Raw genomic sequence first — 16,741 nt, forward strand, 5'->3', positions numbered from 1 at the left:
CGGTTCCTGCTTCTCCTCACGGGCGTGCAATGTCGATCGACCCACAACCTGCGCCGATGTTTCCCAATGGCTTGAGCGCGGCGGAGGCAGCGCGTCGGCTGCGGACGGAAGGCTTCAACGAGCTGCCGCAGCCGGGCTCGCGCTCGATCCTGCGCCTCGTCGCCGACGTTCTGAAGGAACCGATGCTTCTCCTGCTGCTGGGCGGCGCCGGCATCTATCTCGCGCTGGGCGACGCGGCGGAAGCGATGCTGCTCGGCGTGTTCGCCTCGGCCTCCGTCTTCATCACCATCGTGCAGGAGGCGCGGACCGAGCGCGTGCTGGAATCGCTGCGCGACCTGTCAAGCCCGCGCGCCCTGGTGATCCGCGACGGCGAGCGCATCCGCATCGCCGGCCGCGAGGTGGTGCGCGGCGATCTCATCGTGCTGGCGGAAGGTGATCGCGTCGCAGCCGATGCGGTGCTGCGGCAATGCGACGATCTGCTGACAGATGAATCGTTGCTGACAGGCGAATCCGTGCCGGTGCGCAAGCGGCCGGCCGCCGGCGAAGCGATGGACGCGGCAACCGTGGCCGGCGGCGACGACCAGCCCTTCGTGTTCTCCGGCAGCCTGGTGGTGCGCGGCGGCGGCATTGCCGAGGTGATGGCGACCGGGCCGCACACGGCGATCGGCAGGATCGGCCAGTCGGTGACCGCCCTGGAGACCGAGACGCCGCGGTTGCGGCAGCAGACCCGGCGCCTGGTGCTGGCGTTCGCGATCGCCGGCGCCATCGTGGTTGCGATCACGGTCGTGCTCTATGCGGTGTATCGCGGCGGCTGGCTGGAGGGAATCCTCGCCGGCATCGCGCTGGGCATGTCGATGCTCCCGGAGGAATTCCCGGTGGTGCTGACGGTGTTTCTGGCGATGGGCGCCTGGCGCATCTCGCAGGCGCGGGTGCTGACGCGGCGCGCTTCGGCGATCGAATCGCTCGGCGCCGCCACCGTGCTGTGCACCGACAAGACCGGCACGCTGACGCAGAACCGCATGATGGTGGCCCGGCTGGTGCTGCCGGACGGCGGCGCGCTGCAGCCTGCGACGGCGACGCCGGACGCCATCACACCGCCCTTCCGCGATCTCGTCGCCACCGCCGTGCTCGCCTGCGACCCGCAGTCGCATGATCCGATGGAGCAGGCGCTGCACGCGCTCGGCGCCGACACCACCGCGGGCGCCACGTTGCAGCGGCGCTACGGTCTGCGCCCCGACCTGCTGGCGATGACCAACGTCTGGTCGCGCGACGGCGCCGGCGTCGCTGCGGCCAAGGGCGCGCCGGAAGCGATCGCATCGCTCTGCGGCGTCGATGGCGGCGAGCTGGCGGCGCTGCAGGCGCGCGTCGAGACGCTCGCCGCCGAGGGCCTGCGCGTGCTCGGCGTCGCCCAGGCGAGCTGGAGCGGCGAGGCGCTCCCCGACACACAGCAGGACTTCGCGTTCTCGTTCCGCGGTCTCGTCGGCTTCGCCGACCCGCTGCGTCCGGAGGTGAAGGATGCCGTCGCCGAGTGCCGCTCCGCCGGCGTCCGCGTCATCATGATCACCGGCGACTATCCCGCGACGGCCACCGCCATTGCGCGGCAGGCCGGGATCGATCCCGAGCGCGTCATCGCGGGCCCCGAGCTTGCCGATCTCGACGACGACGCCCTGGCGCTTGCGGCGCGCGCGCCGACGGCGTTCGCGCGCATCATGCCGGAGCAGAAGCTGCGCATCGTCACCGCGCTCAAGGCCGACGGCGAGATCGTCGCGATGACCGGCGACGGCGTCAATGATGCGCCGTCGCTCAAGGCCGCGCATATCGGCATCGCGATGGGCGGCCGCGGCACCGACGTCGCGCGCGAGGCCTCGGCGATCGTGCTGCTCGACGATGATTTCGGCTCGATCGTCAAGGCGATCCGGCTCGGCCGGCGCATCTACGACAATCTGCGCAAGGCGATGAGCTTCATCCTCGCCGTGCACTTTCCGATCGCCGGGCTGGCGCTGCTGCCGCTCGTCACGGGCCTGCCGCTGCTGCTCGGACCCGTGCACATCGCCTTTCTCGAAATGATCATCGATCCCGTCTGTTCGCTGGTGTTCGAGGCCGAGACCGAGGAAAGCGACATCATGCGGCGGCCGCCGCGCGATCCGCAGGAGCCATTGCTGCCGCGGCCGCTGGTGCTGTGGGGGGCGCTGCAGGGCATCCTGGCGATGCTCACCACGGGCGGCGTCCTGCTGCTGGCACACCGCAACGGCATGCCGGACGACGAGCTCCGCGCGCTGGTGTTCTTCACCCTGGTGTCGGTGATCGTCAGCCTGATCTTCGTCAACCGCTCGTTCTCGAGCTCGCTGCGCGAGGCGCTGCTGCGGCCGAACCGCATGCTGCTGCTGGTGATCGGCTTCGTCGTCGCCGTGCTCGCGACCAGCCTGACGCTGCCCGCCGCCGCGGGGCTGTTCCGGTTCGGACCGCTGCACGCCGACGATCTCGCGCTGACCGCGACAGCCGCGCTGACCACGCTGATCCTGCTCGAACTGTCGAAGTTTCCGCTGCGCGCCGCGCTCGCGCGGCACGCAGCCAGGAAAGGTCAGGTCAAGGCGACCTCGCCGGCGCGGTAGATCGCGAGATCGCGCGAGCCGGAGAAGATCGCGCGCGGCTTCAGCCCGTAGAAGCGGCGGATCGAGTGGCTGAAATGCGTGGAATCCGGATAACCGATGTCCTGCGCGAGATGCGCCAGGTTGAGGTCCTGGTTGGCGTAGTTGAGCAGATGCCGCGCGCGCTTCCAGGCGCGGAACGAGCGGAAGGAGATGTCGGTCTCCTCCTTGAACAGATGCAGGAAGCGCGACGTCGAGAGCCCGACGGCGGCGGCGCAGCTCTCGGCCGTGGCCGGCTCGCCGGAGAAGCGGCTGATCAGGCCGATCGCCTTGACCACGCGGGGATCGAGCGTCCGCTGCGGCAGCACCTCGCCGAAGCACAGCCGGTCGAACACGGCGCTGGTGACGTCGCCGCTCAGCGGCCGCTGCACCAGCTCCTCATAGGCGGCGCGGATGCGGCCGGCATAGGCCTCCGCCTCGCGGGTGACCTTGCTCGCGAAGCGATCCAAGGTGCCGATCGGCACGCTCTCCGGCTCGATCGTTACGACGATGACGGTCCGATAGTCACTCTCGATCGTGTGCGGCCTGTTGGGCGGCACGACCAGCAGCTCGCCGCAACGCTCCTCGCCGCCATCGGGAATCAGCCGCAGGCTGCCGGTGAGCGCGACGTAGATATGGCACGCGCCCGAGCAGCGCTGGCGCGGACGGCCGAGCAGCCCGGCGTAGAAGACGCGCTCGGGCGTGATCAGCATGAGATGGCCGGAGTCCCGGCGGGTCACATCCATGGTCTTCCTCCTGAGGCGCGGCTCTGTCGGCCGCTTCTTTGGAGAAGAACCATAGCGCAATTCGCGCCCCTGTCATCGGCGACGATTGCCGATTTTTGTCGCGGTTAACTCACCGATCCGAGATGATCGTCATTCCGGGGCGCGCGTGAGCATCGCCCCGGAATGACGTGCCCAAAGCTACGGCCTTACCCGCGGCTCGATGCCCTGCTCCACGCCCGCACGCTGCTCGGCGGCGCGTGCCCGCTGATAGCCCTCGCGCTGCTGCAATCGCACCCAATAGGCAGCCACATTCGGCCCAAAATCCTTGGCGAGCCCAAGCGTGTCTGCGAGACGCAATGCATAGCCGATCACGATGTCGGCCGCGGTGAAACGACCCGCGCACAAGAACTCGGCATTCGCGGTCGCTGCCTCCACGGCGCGCAGCCGTCCCAGGAACCACTTGGCATAATCCGTGGCGACCTGCGGCGAGCGACGCTCCTCCGGCTCGAGCTGAGTGTATCGCAATACCAGCGTCTGCGGGAACGTCAGCGTGGCGTCGGAGAAATACATCCAGTTCAGGAACGCGCCGTAGTCCTTTTCCTCAGGCCCGACCATCAGCGGCGTCGGGCCGTGCTTGATGCCGAGATAATGGCAGATGCCCGAGGACTCCGTCATTTTCGTCTCGCCGTCGATCATGAACGGGATCGTGCCGAGCGGATTGATCGCCAGATACTCCTTCGCCAGCACCCGCGGCGGGAACGGCAGCATCTTCAACTCGTAGTTAAGTCGAAGCTCTTCCAGCATCCACAACGGGCGAAACGAGCGGGCGCCGTCGCAATGATACAGCGTGATCATCAGGCGCTCCCAGCTTTGCCGGTGCCGGGCAAAGTCCCCATCATCTTGCACAGGATGGTCAACATGACCTCGTCGGCGCCGCCGCCGATCGAGCTCAGGCGCGAATCGCGATAGGCGCGGCTGACCGGGGTCTCGTTCATGAAGCCCATGCCGCCCCAATATTGCAGGCAGGCGTCGGTGAGCTCGCGGCCGAGCCGGCCGGTCTTGAGCTTCACCATCGTCGCGAGCCGCGTCACGTCCTCGCCGGCGATCAGCGCCTCCGCGGCCTGGTAGGTCAGCGCGCGCAGCAGCTCGACCTCGGTCTGCATTTCCGCGAGCTTGAAATGGACGACCTGGTTGTCGAGGATCGAGCGCCCGAAGGCCTTGCGGTTGCGCGTGTACTCGATGGTCGCGTTGATGATGGACTCATGCGCCTTCAGGCAGGCGGCGCCCGCCCACAGTCGCTCCTCCTGGAACTGCATCATCTGATAAGTAAAACCCTGCCCCTCCTCGCCGATGCGGTTGCGCTTGGGCACCCGGACATTGTCGAAGAAGATCTGCGCGGTATCCGACGCGCGCATGCCCATCTTGTCGAGCTTGCGCGCGACCTGCACACCCTTGCTCTTCATCGGCACGCAGATCAGCGACTTGTTGCGATGGACAGGTCCGTCGCTGGTGTTGGCGAGCAGGCAGATGAAATCGGCCTGGGTGCCGTTGGTGATCCACATCTTGCCGCCATTGATGACGTAGTCGTCGCCATCGCCGCGCGCCTGGGTCTTGATCGAGGCGACATCGGAGCCCGCGCCGGGCTCGGAGACGCCGATGCAGGCGACGTAGTCGCCTGAGATCGCGGGCGCCAGGAACTCCTTGCGCACCTCGTCCGAGCCGAACCGCGCCAGCGCCGGCGTCGCCATGTCGGTCTGTACGCCGATCGCCATCGGGATCGCGCCGCAATTGATGGCGCCGAGCTCTTCCGCCATCATTAGCGCGTAGGAATAGTCGAGCCCCTGGCCGCCGAACTCGACCGGCTTGTTGAGGCCGAGAAAGCCGAGGTCACCGAGCTTCTTGAACAGCTCATGCGCGGGGAAGATGCCGGCTTCCTCCCATTCGTCGACGTGAGGATTGATCTCGGCGGCGATGAACTTCTGCAGGATGCGGCGCGGTTCGTCGTGGTCGGCGGTGAAGAGCATGTTTCATTCCCTGTCATTCCGGGGCGATCGCGAGCGACCGAACCGGGAATCTCGATATGGTCTCATTTGACCGAGTCACGCTCGTCATTCCGGGGCAAGGCCGCAGGCCTTGAACCCGGAATCCAGAGATTGCTTTGCGTTCGTTGCAACAACCTCGAGATTCCGGGTTCAGCCCTGCGGGCTGCCCCGGAATGACGTGCTGAGAAGGCGCGCGTCACAATCCCATCTGCCGGCTCGCCAGATCCTTCATGATCTCCTCGGTGCCGCCGCCGATGGCGTTGACCTTGACCTCGCGATAGATCCGTTCCACGCGGACACCCCGCATGAAACCGGCGCCGCCGAAGATCTGCACGGCTTCGGAGGCGCAGTAGGCCATCGTCTGCGTCGCCTGGTTCTTCATCATGCAGATCTCGGCGACCGGATTGTCACCCTGTTCGAGCCGCCACGCCAGCATTTCCAGCATCGCCTGCGATGCCGCCACGCGCTGCGCCATGTCGACCAGCTTGTGGCGGATGACCTGGTGCTGCGCGAGCGGCTTGCCGAAGGTTTGGCGCTCCTTGGCGTAGGCAATCGCATCGTCGAGGCAGACACGGGCGTAGGCCGTGCAGCTCGCCGCCATGCCCATCCGCTCGCTGTTGAAATTGTGCATGATCAGCTTGAAGCCCTGCCCCTCCTCTCCGATCAGGTTCTCGACGGGCACGCGGCAGCCGTCGAAATGCAGGGTCGCGGTGTCCGACGCCCACCAGCCCATCTTGTCGAGCCTGGTGCGCGTCAGCCCCGGCGTGTCGCCCGGCACGAGCAGCAGACTGACGCCCGCCGGCCCCGGTCCGCCGGTGCGCACCGCGACCGTGATGTAGTCGGCCCGCATCCCGGAGGTGATGAATGTCTTCTCGCCGCTGACGACATAGCGATCGCCGTTGCGGACGGCCCGGGTCCTGAGATTGGCAACGTCTGAGCCACCGCTCGGCTCGGTGATCGCCAGCGCCGAGATCTTGCGCCCAGCCAGAATCTCCGGCAGCACGCGCGCCCTCACCTGCGGCTGCGCGGCGCGCGCGATCGGCGGCGCGCCGATCGTATGGCTCATCAGGCTGGCGCTGATGCCTCCGGCACCCGCACGCGCCAGTTCCTGCGACGACACGATCTTCATGAACTGGTCGGCCGGCACGCCGCCGAATTCCTCCGGGAAGCCGAGCCCAAGCAGGCCGATCTCCGCCGCCTTCAGATATAGCGCGCGCGGAAATTCTCCGGCCTCGTCCCACGCGCTCGCGAACGGCGCGATCTCCTTGTCGACGAAGCGCTTGATGACGTCGCGGAAGGCCTCGTGCTCGGCCGTGTAGAACGGGCTTTTCGTCATGGCGGTGCCGGGAGCATCCTGCTTCGTGCGCTTCCGAAGATGCGCCGGAAACGCCCGCATCAACTTGCGTGGAGTGGCTGACCGGCAAAATCACCTGCGGCGCGCCCGGTCGGCCCGGCCGGCCTCCCGGGGCCAGCGCCTGGACGCAAGACAGTGCATTGCACACATCTGCCCACTCGTTGCCGTGAGCGGCCTTCCATGGTCGCCATCGCCGCAAGCCAAGAACAAGAACGACAATCACGAAAATTCAACCAGAGGAAGCCCAGGGAATGTTGCCGATGACGACCAGGACACTGCTCTCATTCGCGGCCGCGGCCGCCTTTTCCGTACTGGCGAGCCAGAGCGCGCTTGCGCAAAAGAAATACGACACTGGCGCCACCGACACCGAGATCAGGATCGGCAACGTCGAGGCCTATAGCGGCCCGGCCTCGGCCTACGGCATCATCGGCAAGACCGAGGAGGCCTATTTCAAGATGATCAACGATCAGGGCGGCATCAACGGCCGCCGGATCAACTTCATTTCCTATGACGACGGCTACAGCCCGCCGAAGACGGTCGAGCAGGTGCGCAAGCTGATCGAGAGCGACGAGGTGTTCCTGGTGTTCAACGCGCTGGGCACGCCGACCCAGACCGCCGTGCAGAAATATCACAACGCCAAGAAGGTGCCGCAGCTGTTCCTGGCCACCGGCGCCAGCAAATGGAACGACCCGAAGGAATTCCCCTGGACCATGGGCTTCCAGCCGAGCTACCGCGTCGAGGCGCGGATCTTCGCCAAGTACATCCTCAAGGAGAAGCCGAACGCGAAGATCGCGATCTTCTATGCCAATGACGATTTCGGCAAGGACTACGTCCTCGGCATCAAGGAGGTGCTCGGCGACAAGGCCAAGACCATGATCGTCGCCGAGGAGAGCTACGAGACCACCGAGCCGTCGATCGACTCCCACATCGTCAAGCTCAAGGGCACCGGCGCCGACGTGTTCGTCAACATCTCGACGCCGAAATTCGCGGCGCAGGCGATCAAGAAGATCGCCGAATTGGAATGGAAGCCGATGCATCTGATGACCGACGTCTCGATCTCGATCGGCGCGGTGATGAAGCCGGCCGGCCTCGAGGCGTCCGAGGGCGTGCTGTCCGCCGGCTATCTCAAGGATCCGTCGGACCCCCAGTGGAAGGACGACGAGGGCATGAAGAAGTTCATGGCCTTCATCGACAAGTACATGCCGGGCGCCAACATCTCCGACGCCAACCTCGCCTATGGCTATGCCGCGGCCCAGACCATGGTGCAGACCCTGAAACAGTGCGGCGACACTCTCACCCGCGACAACGTCATGAAGCAGGCCGCCAGCCTCAAGGACTTCGCGCCGGATACCCTGATCCCGGGCATCAAGGTCAACACCGGCCCCAACGACTTCGCCCCGATCGAGCAGCTCAAGATGATGCAGTTCAAGGGCGGCAAATGGGACCTGTTCGGCGACATCATCAGCGCGGACGTCGGGGGATAGCAGCGTCGCTGCGGCGCCTCACTCGGAATCGTCCAACGACGCGCCGCATCGCTTGAGCCCCCCTCTCTCTACGCCGACGATCGGCTCCCCTCCCCCTTGCGGGGAGGGGTTGGGGGTGGGGGTCTCCGCACTCCAAAGGCCGTGAAGGGCACAGCGCATTTCGGCGCCGCAACCACCCCCCCAGAACAATTCCTTCTCATCACCCCAATACTTCGAGCGGTCTTCGTGGACCCCCACCCCCGACCCCTCCCCGCAAGGGGGAGGGGAGCAGACTGCCCGTGACGCAACATTCTGCCATCCAAAAACTTATTGCTATTTTTCCGAATCCATGATCATCTCTCGACATCCCGCCTCACCGCAGAGGGGCGTTGCGCGCGATCGTCACGACACGCGAGGCGGGGATGCGGTGGCCGCGAGAGATCGCAGCGTCTTCTCACGAGGGCGCGGACGAACGATCGCTCGCGGACGTGAAGTCGCAGCGTCCTGACACCCCGAAGCTGGTGTCCAGCGCAATGCGCGCAAGCGCATTGTCGCCATGGTGGCCAACAAGCCGGCGCACCAGGGAGACTGCGTATAAGCGTTCAACCCATCGCGCAGGGAATGCCGGCGTGCTCGGCTTTGCCTGTGGTACCTGCCGCCTGCATTCTTTTCGCAGGCGGGCCATGGGTGAGGCCTTCACCCGGCATTCCCTGCGCCCTCTGCACTTTCAGGAGGGACGAACCGGTCGCATAGCTCGGGCGTCACCCGCCGCGAGACTGTATCTTTATGCCCCTCTTTCACAATTTCCGAGCGTTGCTGAGACCCGAATTGCTCGCAACGTTCGCGCTGTTTGAGATGTGAATCCGATCTCCCCTCCCGTCGTCCCGGACAAGCCGTGACGTGCGCCAGCACGCCGCGGCGCCGATCCGGGACCTATACGCCGCAGCAGACATGAGGGGCGAGATGCTCATGACTATCCTGCCTCAACCCACGCCCTATGGTTATGGATCACGGCGTTCGCCGGGATGACGGGGGTGCGTTGAGGCGATGCCGCCCCCCCCAACATGCTCCGTCATTGCGAGTGAAGCGAAGCAATCCAGGCTGAGTGCGAGACTCTGGATTGCTTCGTCGCTTCGCTCCTCGCAATGACGGTGGTGAGTTTTGCGCCCAACACGTCACGGCACGCCCTGCACGAACAGCGCGAACGGCTCCTCGACCGTCTTGCGCAGGTGCTCGCGATACAGCGGGTAGTGCCGGTCATCCGCGCCGAGCCGGCCGAAGCTCGGCTCATCGACATTGCGCAGCGGCAGCAGCGCGATCGGCGCGGCGATCGGTGTCAGCAGCGAGCCGCGGCCGGCGAGCAAGGTCGTGATGATGCCGTACATCTCGCCGGTAATGGTGGGACGCGACACCGTGATCAGCCGGTGCTGGCCGTGGCGGTTGGTGACGAGGTAGACGAAGCCGGACTGGTTGGGCACGGCGACCTCGCCGAACTGCGTGAACGCCGCATCGAGCCGCGCGCCCTCGCGAAACACCAGCGACGACGCCGCATCGTCCCAGACGATGTCGGTGCGGTACGCATAGACGGCGTCCTTGTCGCCGAATGACGGCCGCAAGGTGACGTAGGTGCCCTCGATCCACTCCACAGCCCGCCGCGAATAGGAGCCGAGGCTGTCGGGCGCAATGCCGCCGCTTGCGGCAGGTGCGGCGAGAGGTGCACTCGGCGGCTTGCGCAGGGACATGCCGAGCGCCTGCTCGAGCCGGACGATGGTAGCGAGCGTGAACGGGCGGCGGCCGCCGAGGGCCTTCTCCAGGGTCGAGAGGCTCAGCTTGGCCTGCTCCGCCAGCGCCTGCCGCGACATCCGGCGCCGCGCAATCTCCTCGCGGATGGTCTCCGCGACCTGCCGGCTCTGTTCGTCGGAAAGCTCGCTGTTGTCCGGTATCGACATCCTGTCCCCTGCCGCGTGGTGCGCACCTCTTCTAGCAGACGGACAAATCAGCACAAACCCGGACAGATCAGCCGCGCTCTCGACCACCACCGGACATGCGCGGGCGGGCGGCGGCCGAACAAGACCGACCATTCCGCTCGCGGCGCTGGCGGGCTGCGCTCAGTGTCGGCATGCCGAAATTGTTCGTTGCGGAGCCAATGATGAGCGAGACGATGGACCACGATATCAGAAGCAGCACCCATCCGGTCCGGTCGTGGATCGTGACCATGCTGCTATTCCTGCTGCTGCAGGCCGCCGCCGTGCTGCTGGTCGGCTTCACGGCGCTGTTTCTCAGCGTCACCCCTGGCTGGTCCGCCGAAGGGCCGCTGGCGCCGCTGACCAGGCCGGGCGATGCCCGCTCCGGGGCGCTGCTGTTCAAGAGCGACGCCGGTTACGCCGAGGCGCCGCGGCTCGGCATCGACGTCGATATCGTCGTGTCGGGGCCGACGGCGCGGGCGCGCGTGACGCAACTGTTCAAGAACACGAGTTCGCAATGGATGGAGGCGGTCTATGTCTATCCGCTGCCGCCGGACAGCGCGGTGGACACGCTGAAGATGATCGTCGGCGACCGCGTCGTGGTCGGCGACATCAAGCCGCGCGAACAGGCCAAGGTGATCTACGAGCAGGCCAAGCGCGACGGCAAGACCGCGGCGCTGACCGAGCAGGAGCGGCCGAACATCTTCACCAACTCGCTCGCCAATATCGGCCCCGGCGAAACCGTGCTGGTGCAGATCGAATATCAGCAGCCGGTGGCGCAGGCGGCCGGCGAATTCTCGCTGCGGGTGCCGCTGGTCGTCGCGCCGCGCTACAATCCGGCGCCGATCGTGCAGAGCGTCGATTTGCGCCCTGATAGCAACGGCTGGGGCGCCGCTGCGAACGATCCGGTACCGGACCGCAAACGCATCTCCCCGGAGGTGCTCGATCCGGCCAAGAATGATCCGGTCAATCCAACCAGGATCGCGGTGCGGCTGCAGGCCGGCTTTGCGCTCAGCGAGGTCAAGAGCCACCATCACCAAGTGACGATCGACAGCCCCGATGCGAAGACGCGAGTCGTCACCCTGGCCGAGGGCGTGGTGCCGGCCGACCGCGACTTCGAGCTGACCTGGAAGCCGGCCGCTGCGACGATGCCGTCGGTCGGGCTGTTTCACGAGCAGGTCGGCGACGCCGACTATCTGCTCGCCTTCGTCACGCCGCCGGCGGTGGCTGCAACGGCGCAGCGCCCGCAGCCGCGCGACGTCATCTTCGTGATCGACAATTCCGGCTCGATGGGCGGCACCTCGATCCGCCAGGCCAAGGCCAGCCTGCTCTATGCGCTGGGACGGCTGCAGCCGAACGATCGCTTCAACGTGATCCGCTTCGACGACACCATGACGGTGCTCTTCCCCGCCTCGGTGCCGGCCGATGCCGAGCATGTCGGCAGCGCCACCAGCTTCGTGAGTTCGCTGGACGCGCGCGGCGGCACCGAGATGGTGCCGGCGATGCGCGCGGCGCTGACCGATGATGGCAGCGACAGCGACCGCGTGCGACAGGTGGTATTCCTCACCGATGGCGCCATCGGCAACGAGCAGCAGCTATTCGAGACCATTACCGCAATGCGCGGCCGCTCGCGCATCTTCATGGTCGGCATCGGCTCGGCGCCGAACACCTATCTGATGACCCGCGCCTCAGAGCTTGGCCGCGGCGCCTTCACCCATATCGGCTCGGTCGAGCAGGTCGAGGGGCGCATGCGCGATCTCTTCGCCAAGCTCGAGAACCCGATCGTGACCGGGCTCAGCGCGAGCTTCTCGGAAGCCTCCGCCGATCTCACGCCAGCCGTGCTGCCGGACGTCTATCGCAACGAGCCGCTCGTGCTCGCCGCCAAGATCGACCGTCTCGCCGGATCGCTGCAGCTCAAGGGCCGCATCGGCGACCAGCCATGGACCATCACGTTGCCGCTGTCCGGCGCCGCCGAGGGCAAGGGCCTCTCAAAGCTGTGGGCGCGGCGCAAGATCGGCGACGCCGAGGTGGCCAGGACCATGCGGCAGATGACGCCGGAGGAAGCCGACGGCGCCATTCTCAAGCTGGCGCTGGAGCATCAGTTGGTGACGCGCCTGACCAGCCTCGTCGCCGTCGACAAGACGCCGCGCCGTCCCGACGGCGAGCCGCTGAGGCTCGCCGAGTTGCCGATCAACCTGCCGGCCGGCTGGGACTTCGAGAAGGTGTTCGGCGAGCACGGCCGGGTGCCGGCAATGCAGAACGAGCGCCGCGCTGAGGCCAACGGCGACGTCCAGCTCGCCGCGGTGAAGCGACCGGTGGTGCCAGCGTCGCCCGCGACGATCACCCTGCCGAAGACGGCGACCGATGCCGAGCTGAGCATGCTGCTCGGGTTGGGCGTGCTGATGCTCGAACTGATCTGGCTGGTCGCGATCAGGCGGCGAGTTGCCAACTAAGGAGCACGTCATTGCGAGCGAAACGAAGCAATCCAGGGCTCAGGACCCGACTCTGGATTGCTCCGTCGCTTCGCTCCTCGCAATGACGGGAGGAGAGACAATGCCCCGCTTCGTCACCCCGCTCGCCGTCGCGCTCGTCGGTCTCATCCTGTTCGGCCACGGCGCCTTCATCCACGCCAAGGCCGTTCTCGCGCAAGTGCTGCTCGACCGCGCGTTCAGCCAGACCGTTGCGACCGGCCATGCCGCCAAGCCCTGGTCCTGGGCCGACACGGTCCCGGTGGCGCTCATCGAGGTGAAGCGCCTCGGCGTCTCCACCATCGCGCTGGCCGGCTCCAGCGGCCAGGCGCTCGCCTTCGGTGCCGGCCATGTCGAAGGCAGCGCCGAGCCGGGCGAGCCGGGCGTCGCGGTGTACTCCGCGCACCGCGACACGCATTTCCGCTTCCTGCGCGACATCAAAATCGGCGACGAGATCGACATCGTCAGGCGCGACGGCAAGACGTTCCGCTATCGCGCCGACGCCGCCCGTGTGGTGCGCTTCGATGCCTCGGGGATCGATCCAGGGACCGAGAGCGCCGAACTGGTGCTGTCGACCTGCTGGCCATTCGACGCCCTGACACAGGGGCCGGAGCGTTATGTGCTGCACGCCACAATGATCGCTGCGGGCAAATGAACACGAGCATGGCCGTTCTTGGGAACCAGGCGACGAATGCCCATTTGTCACCCTGCCGCTCCCGTGGGATGATCCCACGGGCTCAGCAAGGCTCACATCCAAGCGCTTCCGACATGCATTCCCAGGTCCAATATCTGCCAATCACGCCGGTCTTCTTCGCCATCCTGGTGCTGGCGTTCGGCGTCCTGATCGTCCTGATCCAGCTCGGCATCCTGCGCTACGCCTACATGAAGCTCGGCGTCAGCTCGGGCACCGCGATGCTGCTGCTGTTCGGCTCGCTGGTCGGCAGCTATTTCAACATTCCGATCACCATGCTGCCCGGGCAGGTCGCGCGCTCCGGCGAGATCATCGACTTTTTCGGCATGCAATATGTCGTGCCGCTGGTGCATCAATGGCCCGGCACGCTGCTCGCTGTGAATGTCGGCGGCGCCGTGATCCCGACGATCATGTCGACCTATCTCATGCTGCGCTACCAGCTCTGGCTGCGCGCCGCGATCGCGGTGCTGGTGATCGCCGTGATCATCCACGCGATGGCGACGCCGGTGCAGGGCGTCGGCATCGCCGTGCCGGTGTTCGCGCCGGTTGTCGTGACCGCGATCCTGGCGTTCCTGCTGTCGCGCGAATATGCCGCGCCGCTGGCCTATATCGGCGGCTCGATGGGCACGCTGGTCGGCGCCGACCTGATGAACCTCGACAAGATCGGCAGCCTCGGCGCGCCCGTGGCCTCGATCGGCGGTGCCGGGACGTTCGATGGCATTTTTCTCACCGGTATCCTGGCGGTGCTGCTGGCCGGCCTCGCCGCGCCCTCCCGGCCGGGCCTTGCGCGCTGAGCTTTCAACCGGGAGACATAGCGGCTAAAATCGAGCGAGACAGCAGTGGGCACGGAATGCGCGCGATCAATCTCATCGTGGGAACCCTGACGATCGCGGCCGTCGCGGCCGGGATCAGCGGCGTCCTGATCAAGCAGAAGCATCGCCTTGCCGAGCAGCGCAGCATGATGCGCGTCGTGTTCGACGGCGGCTCGGCGGCGGGCCTGCGCAAGGGCGGGCCGGTGAATTTCGACGGCGTGCAGGCCGGGCAGATCCTGTCGATCAATCTGGAAAGCCCGCGCAAGATCGTTGCCATGATCACGCTCGACAAGTCCGCGCCGATCCGCAAGGACACCACCGCCGGCATCGAGTTCCAGGGCCTGACCGGCATCGCCGCGATCTCGCTGGTCGGCGGCGCGCCGACGGCGCCGCCGGTGCCGCTCGATCGCGACGGCGTGCCGGTGCTGACGGCCGATCTCAAGGACCAGGAGACGATGGTCGAGACGGTGCACAACATCGACAAATACGTCGTCAGCAATGCGCCGGCCATCAAGGAGGCGCTACAGAGCTTCGAGAGCGAGACCGCCTCGCTGCAGGCCAAGACCGCGGCGTTCGATTCCGCGATCGACAAGGCCGAGGACATCTTCAAGGGCTTCGACACGCTCGTGACCAAGATCGACGGCGCCATTCCCGGATTTGCCGACGGCAATCCCGGCCAGCTGTTCGACCAGATCAAGTCGATGCGCGAGCTGGTCGACGGCTTCAAGCGCAAATCTGCCAAGGTGATCGACGACAGCCGCAAGACGCTGGTCGACATCAGCGACGGCGCCAATGCGATGACCGTCAAGTTCGGCGGCCAGCCGGCGGGTCCGGGTCCGCGCCGCGTGCCGGCGTCACGCTGAGGGGCGGACGCGCCGCCCCTCGCGTTCGTTCAGTGGCTGATCATCCAGGGCCGCGCCGTCGGAAAGCCCTTGGCGCCGCTCCTGGTCTTGGTCATCAGCCGCGGCGATTTCTTAGGCCCGCAGCAGCCGCAGCCTGCACCGTGTTTGGCCTTGTACTCGGCCACCGTCTGCGGCGCGTGACGGCTGCGCTCGTTGGTGGCATGCGCCGTGCGCCGCTCCGCCGGCATGCAGGCGAAGGCGGGCGCGGTGAGGATCACGCGCGGCGCCATGTCCTGGCATTGCGGACAGGCCTGCGGCTCATCACATTCCGCCATCGGACGCATGTCCGTGAACGGACCGCATGCATCACAGAGATATTCATAGACCGGCATCGTCTCTTCTCCTGCGCAACAATCATCTCCATCTCACGCGGCGGATGCGGGGCGGCCGATACGCTGCCGTCCCGCACCCATCGCGCAGGGAGACCGCTATTTGTCCGGCGAGATCGGCATCTGGATGTCGCCCTTGATGTGCTTGATCGGACCCGCCGACGACGGCATCACGTCGAAGTCGAAGATCTCGGTCGGCAGCCACAAGGTGGCGCAGGCGTTGGGCACGTCGACCACGCCGGAGATGTGGCCCTGCACCGGCGCGGTGCCGAGGATCGAATAGGCCTGGGCGCCGGAGTAGCCGAACTTCTTCAGGTACTCGATGGCGTTGAGACACGCCTGGCGATAGGCGATGTGGACGTCCAGATAGTGCTGCTTGCCGGTCTCATCGACCGAGATGCCCTCGAAGATCAGGTAGTCGCGATAATTGGGCGTGATCGGCGACGGCTTGAAGATCGGGTTCTTGATGCCGTACTTCGCCACACCATCCTTGATGACGTCGACCTTGATGTGCAGCCAGCCCGCCATCTCGATGGCGCCGCAGAAGGTGATCTCGCCGTCGCCCTGGCTGAAGTGCAGGTCGCCCATCGAGAGGCCGCCGCCGGGCACGTAGACCGGGAAGTAGATCTTCGAGCCGCGCGACAGGTCCTTGATGTCGCAATTGCCGCCATGCTCGCGCGGCGGCACGGTGCGGGCGCCCTCGGCGCCGATCTTGGCCTTGACGTCGCCCTTGGCCTGGCCGGCATGCGCGGTCGGCGCGAACGGCGGGTTGGCGAGACCGGGCACACGGGTCGGGTTGGTGGCGATCAGCGCATTCTCACGCTCGTTCCAGGTCGCGAGCAGCTTCGGATCGGGCAGACAGCCGATCAGGCCGGGATGGATGAGGCCAGCGAAGTTCACGCCGGGCACGTGGCGCGACGAGGTGTAGAGGCCCTTGATGTCCCAGATCGACTTCTGCGCCAGCGGGAAATGGTCGGTCAGGAAGCCGCCGCCGTTTTGCTTGGAGAAGAAGCCGTTGAAGCCCCACAGGCTCTCCTTCAGCGGACCGACATCGAGCAGGTCGACGACCAGGAGGTCGCCAGGCTCGGCGCCCTTGACGCCGATCGGGCCGGACAGGAAGTGCACGATCGACAGGTCGATGTCGCGCACGTCGTCGGCGGAGTCGTTGTTCTTGATGAAGCCGCCGGTCCAGTCATAGGTCTCGATGATGAAGTCGTCACCCGGATTGACCCACTCCACCATCGGAATGTCAGGGTGCCAGCGATTGTGCACCTTGTCGTTCTCGTAGGCCGATTTGGTCAGATCGACCTTGATCAGTGTGTCAGGCATCAGAAGCTCCCCTTGTTACTTGCTTGCACGGAGTG

13 protein-coding genes are annotated in these 16,741 nt (G+C 66.3%); 6 read left to right on the top strand and 7 right to left on the bottom strand.

Annotated elements, in window-relative coordinates:
- Positions 1-29 precede the first annotated feature (29 nt).
- Entirely contained in the window at positions 30-2,612 is a 2,583-nt protein-coding gene (locus tag QW887_RS23995) for a cation-translocating P-type ATPase (RefSeq protein WP_316195108.1), read from the top strand.
- Here the strand turns inward: QW887_RS23995 and QW887_RS24000 are convergent.
- The 4 genes from QW887_RS24000 to QW887_RS24015 all read right to left on the bottom strand — a co-directional run bounded on the left by QW887_RS24000 (position 2,582) and on the right by QW887_RS24015 (position 6,730).
- A complete protein-coding gene (locus QW887_RS24000; RefSeq protein WP_316171975.1) occupies positions 2,582-3,373 on the bottom strand; it encodes a helix-turn-helix domain-containing protein in 792 nt (263 codons plus the stop codon). The two genes, QW887_RS23995 and QW887_RS24000, sit on opposite strands and share 31 nt — an antisense overlap.
- A 177-nt stretch (positions 3,374-3,550) precedes the next feature.
- Entirely contained in the window at positions 3,551-4,207 is a 657-nt protein-coding gene (locus QW887_RS24005; protein ID WP_315717059.1) for a glutathione S-transferase family protein, read from the bottom strand.
- Complete coding sequence (locus tag QW887_RS24010; protein ID WP_316195110.1) at positions 4,207-5,376, bottom strand: acyl-CoA dehydrogenase family protein; 1,170 nt, start codon at positions 5,374-5,376, stop codon at positions 4,207-4,209. The genes QW887_RS24005 and QW887_RS24010 overlap by 1 nt, the downstream gene beginning before the upstream one ends.
- Before the next feature lie 214 nt (positions 5,377-5,590).
- Entirely contained in the window at positions 5,591-6,730 is a 1,140-nt protein-coding gene (locus QW887_RS24015) for an acyl-CoA dehydrogenase family protein (RefSeq protein WP_316195112.1), read from the bottom strand.
- A gap of 269 nt (positions 6,731-6,999) precedes the next feature.
- Between QW887_RS24015 and QW887_RS24020 the strand changes: the two genes are divergently transcribed.
- The gene (locus QW887_RS24020; RefSeq protein ID WP_315717056.1) at positions 7,000-8,232 is read left to right on the top strand and encodes an ABC transporter substrate-binding protein; all 1,233 of its coding nucleotides are present in this window, start codon (positions 7,000-7,002) and stop codon (positions 8,230-8,232) included.
- A 1,154-nt stretch (positions 8,233-9,386) separates the two neighbouring features.
- Here the strand turns inward: QW887_RS24020 and QW887_RS24025 are convergent.
- On the bottom strand, positions 9,387-10,160 hold the full coding sequence (locus tag QW887_RS24025; protein WP_315717055.1) for a helix-turn-helix transcriptional regulator: 774 nt from the start codon (positions 10,158-10,160) through the stop codon (positions 9,387-9,389).
- A gap of 200 nt (positions 10,161-10,360) precedes the next feature.
- Between QW887_RS24025 and QW887_RS24030 the strand changes: the two genes are divergently transcribed.
- The 4 genes from QW887_RS24030 (at position 10,361) to QW887_RS24045 (ending at position 15,009) form a co-directional block, all read left to right on the top strand.
- Positions 10,361-12,628 carry a marine proteobacterial sortase target protein gene (locus QW887_RS24030; protein WP_315717054.1) on the top strand — a complete coding sequence of 756 codons (2,268 nt, stop codon included), beginning with the start codon at positions 10,361-10,363 and terminating at the stop codon, positions 12,626-12,628.
- 100 nt (positions 12,629-12,728) lie between these two features.
- Positions 12,729-13,298 carry a class GN sortase gene (locus QW887_RS24035; protein ID WP_315717053.1) on the top strand — a complete coding sequence of 190 codons (570 nt, stop codon included), beginning with the start codon at positions 12,729-12,731 and terminating at the stop codon, positions 13,296-13,298.
- Between the two features lie 113 nt (positions 13,299-13,411).
- On the top strand, positions 13,412-14,128 hold the full coding sequence (locus QW887_RS24040) for a DUF1614 domain-containing protein (RefSeq protein WP_315717052.1): 717 nt from the start codon (positions 13,412-13,414) through the stop codon (positions 14,126-14,128).
- Positions 14,129-14,184: 56 nt separating this feature from the next.
- Complete coding sequence (locus QW887_RS24045; RefSeq protein ID WP_315717051.1) at positions 14,185-15,009, top strand: MlaD family protein; 825 nt, start codon at positions 14,185-14,187, stop codon at positions 15,007-15,009.
- A gap of 29 nt (positions 15,010-15,038) precedes the next feature.
- Here the strand turns inward: QW887_RS24045 and QW887_RS24050 are convergent, their stop codons facing one another.
- The gene (locus QW887_RS24050) at positions 15,039-15,380 is read right to left on the bottom strand and encodes a zinc ribbon domain-containing protein (RefSeq protein WP_315717050.1); all 342 of its coding nucleotides are present in this window, start codon (positions 15,378-15,380) and stop codon (positions 15,039-15,041) included.
- A 96-nt stretch (positions 15,381-15,476) separates the two neighbouring features.
- Positions 15,477-16,706 (bottom strand): formamidase, encoded by a 1,230-nt coding sequence (fmdA, locus tag QW887_RS24055; protein WP_315827910.1) that lies wholly within the window; start codon positions 16,704-16,706, stop codon positions 15,477-15,479.
- Positions 16,707-16,741 lie beyond the last annotated feature (35 nt).

It is taken from the genome of Bradyrhizobium sp. SZCCHNRI3052 (assembly GCF_032484895.1).
In the GTDB taxonomy this organism is placed as follows: Bacteria; Pseudomonadota; Alphaproteobacteria; order Rhizobiales; family Xanthobacteraceae; genus Bradyrhizobium.

Bases quoted from the DNA above. Each gene is read 5' to 3' on its own strand.
- QW887_RS24045 (WP_315717051.1), top strand. From the start codon at position 14,185: ATGCGCGCGATCAATCTCATCGTGGGAACCCTGACGATCGCGGCCGTC.
- QW887_RS24010 (WP_316195110.1), bottom strand. From the start codon at position 5,376: ATGCTCTTCACCGCCGACCACGACGAACCGCGCCGCATCCTGCAGAAG.
- QW887_RS24025 (WP_315717055.1), bottom strand. From the start codon at position 10,160: ATGTCGATACCGGACAACAGCGAGCTTTCCGACGAACAGAGCCGGCAG.
- QW887_RS24040 (WP_315717052.1), top strand. From the start codon at position 13,412: ATGCATTCCCAGGTCCAATATCTGCCAATCACGCCGGTCTTCTTCGCC.
- QW887_RS24030 (WP_315717054.1), top strand. From the start codon at position 10,361: ATGAGCGAGACGATGGACCACGATATCAGAAGCAGCACCCATCCGGTC.
- fmdA (WP_315827910.1), bottom strand. From the start codon at position 16,706: ATGCCTGACACACTGATCAAGGTCGATCTGACCAAATCGGCCTACGAG.
- QW887_RS24000 (WP_316171975.1), bottom strand. From the start codon at position 3,373: ATGGATGTGACCCGCCGGGACTCCGGCCATCTCATGCTGATCACGCCC.
- QW887_RS24005 (WP_315717059.1), bottom strand. From the start codon at position 4,207: ATGATCACGCTGTATCATTGCGACGGCGCCCGCTCGTTTCGCCCGTTG.
- QW887_RS24035 (WP_315717053.1), top strand. From the start codon at position 12,729: ATGCCCCGCTTCGTCACCCCGCTCGCCGTCGCGCTCGTCGGTCTCATC.
- QW887_RS24020 (WP_315717056.1), top strand. From the start codon at position 7,000: ATGTTGCCGATGACGACCAGGACACTGCTCTCATTCGCGGCCGCGGCC.
- QW887_RS24050 (WP_315717050.1), bottom strand. From the start codon at position 15,380: ATGCCGGTCTATGAATATCTCTGTGATGCATGCGGTCCGTTCACGGAC.
- QW887_RS24015 (WP_316195112.1), bottom strand. From the start codon at position 6,730: ATGACGAAAAGCCCGTTCTACACGGCCGAGCACGAGGCCTTCCGCGAC.
- QW887_RS23995 (WP_316195108.1), top strand. From the start codon at position 30: ATGTCGATCGACCCACAACCTGCGCCGATGTTTCCCAATGGCTTGAGC.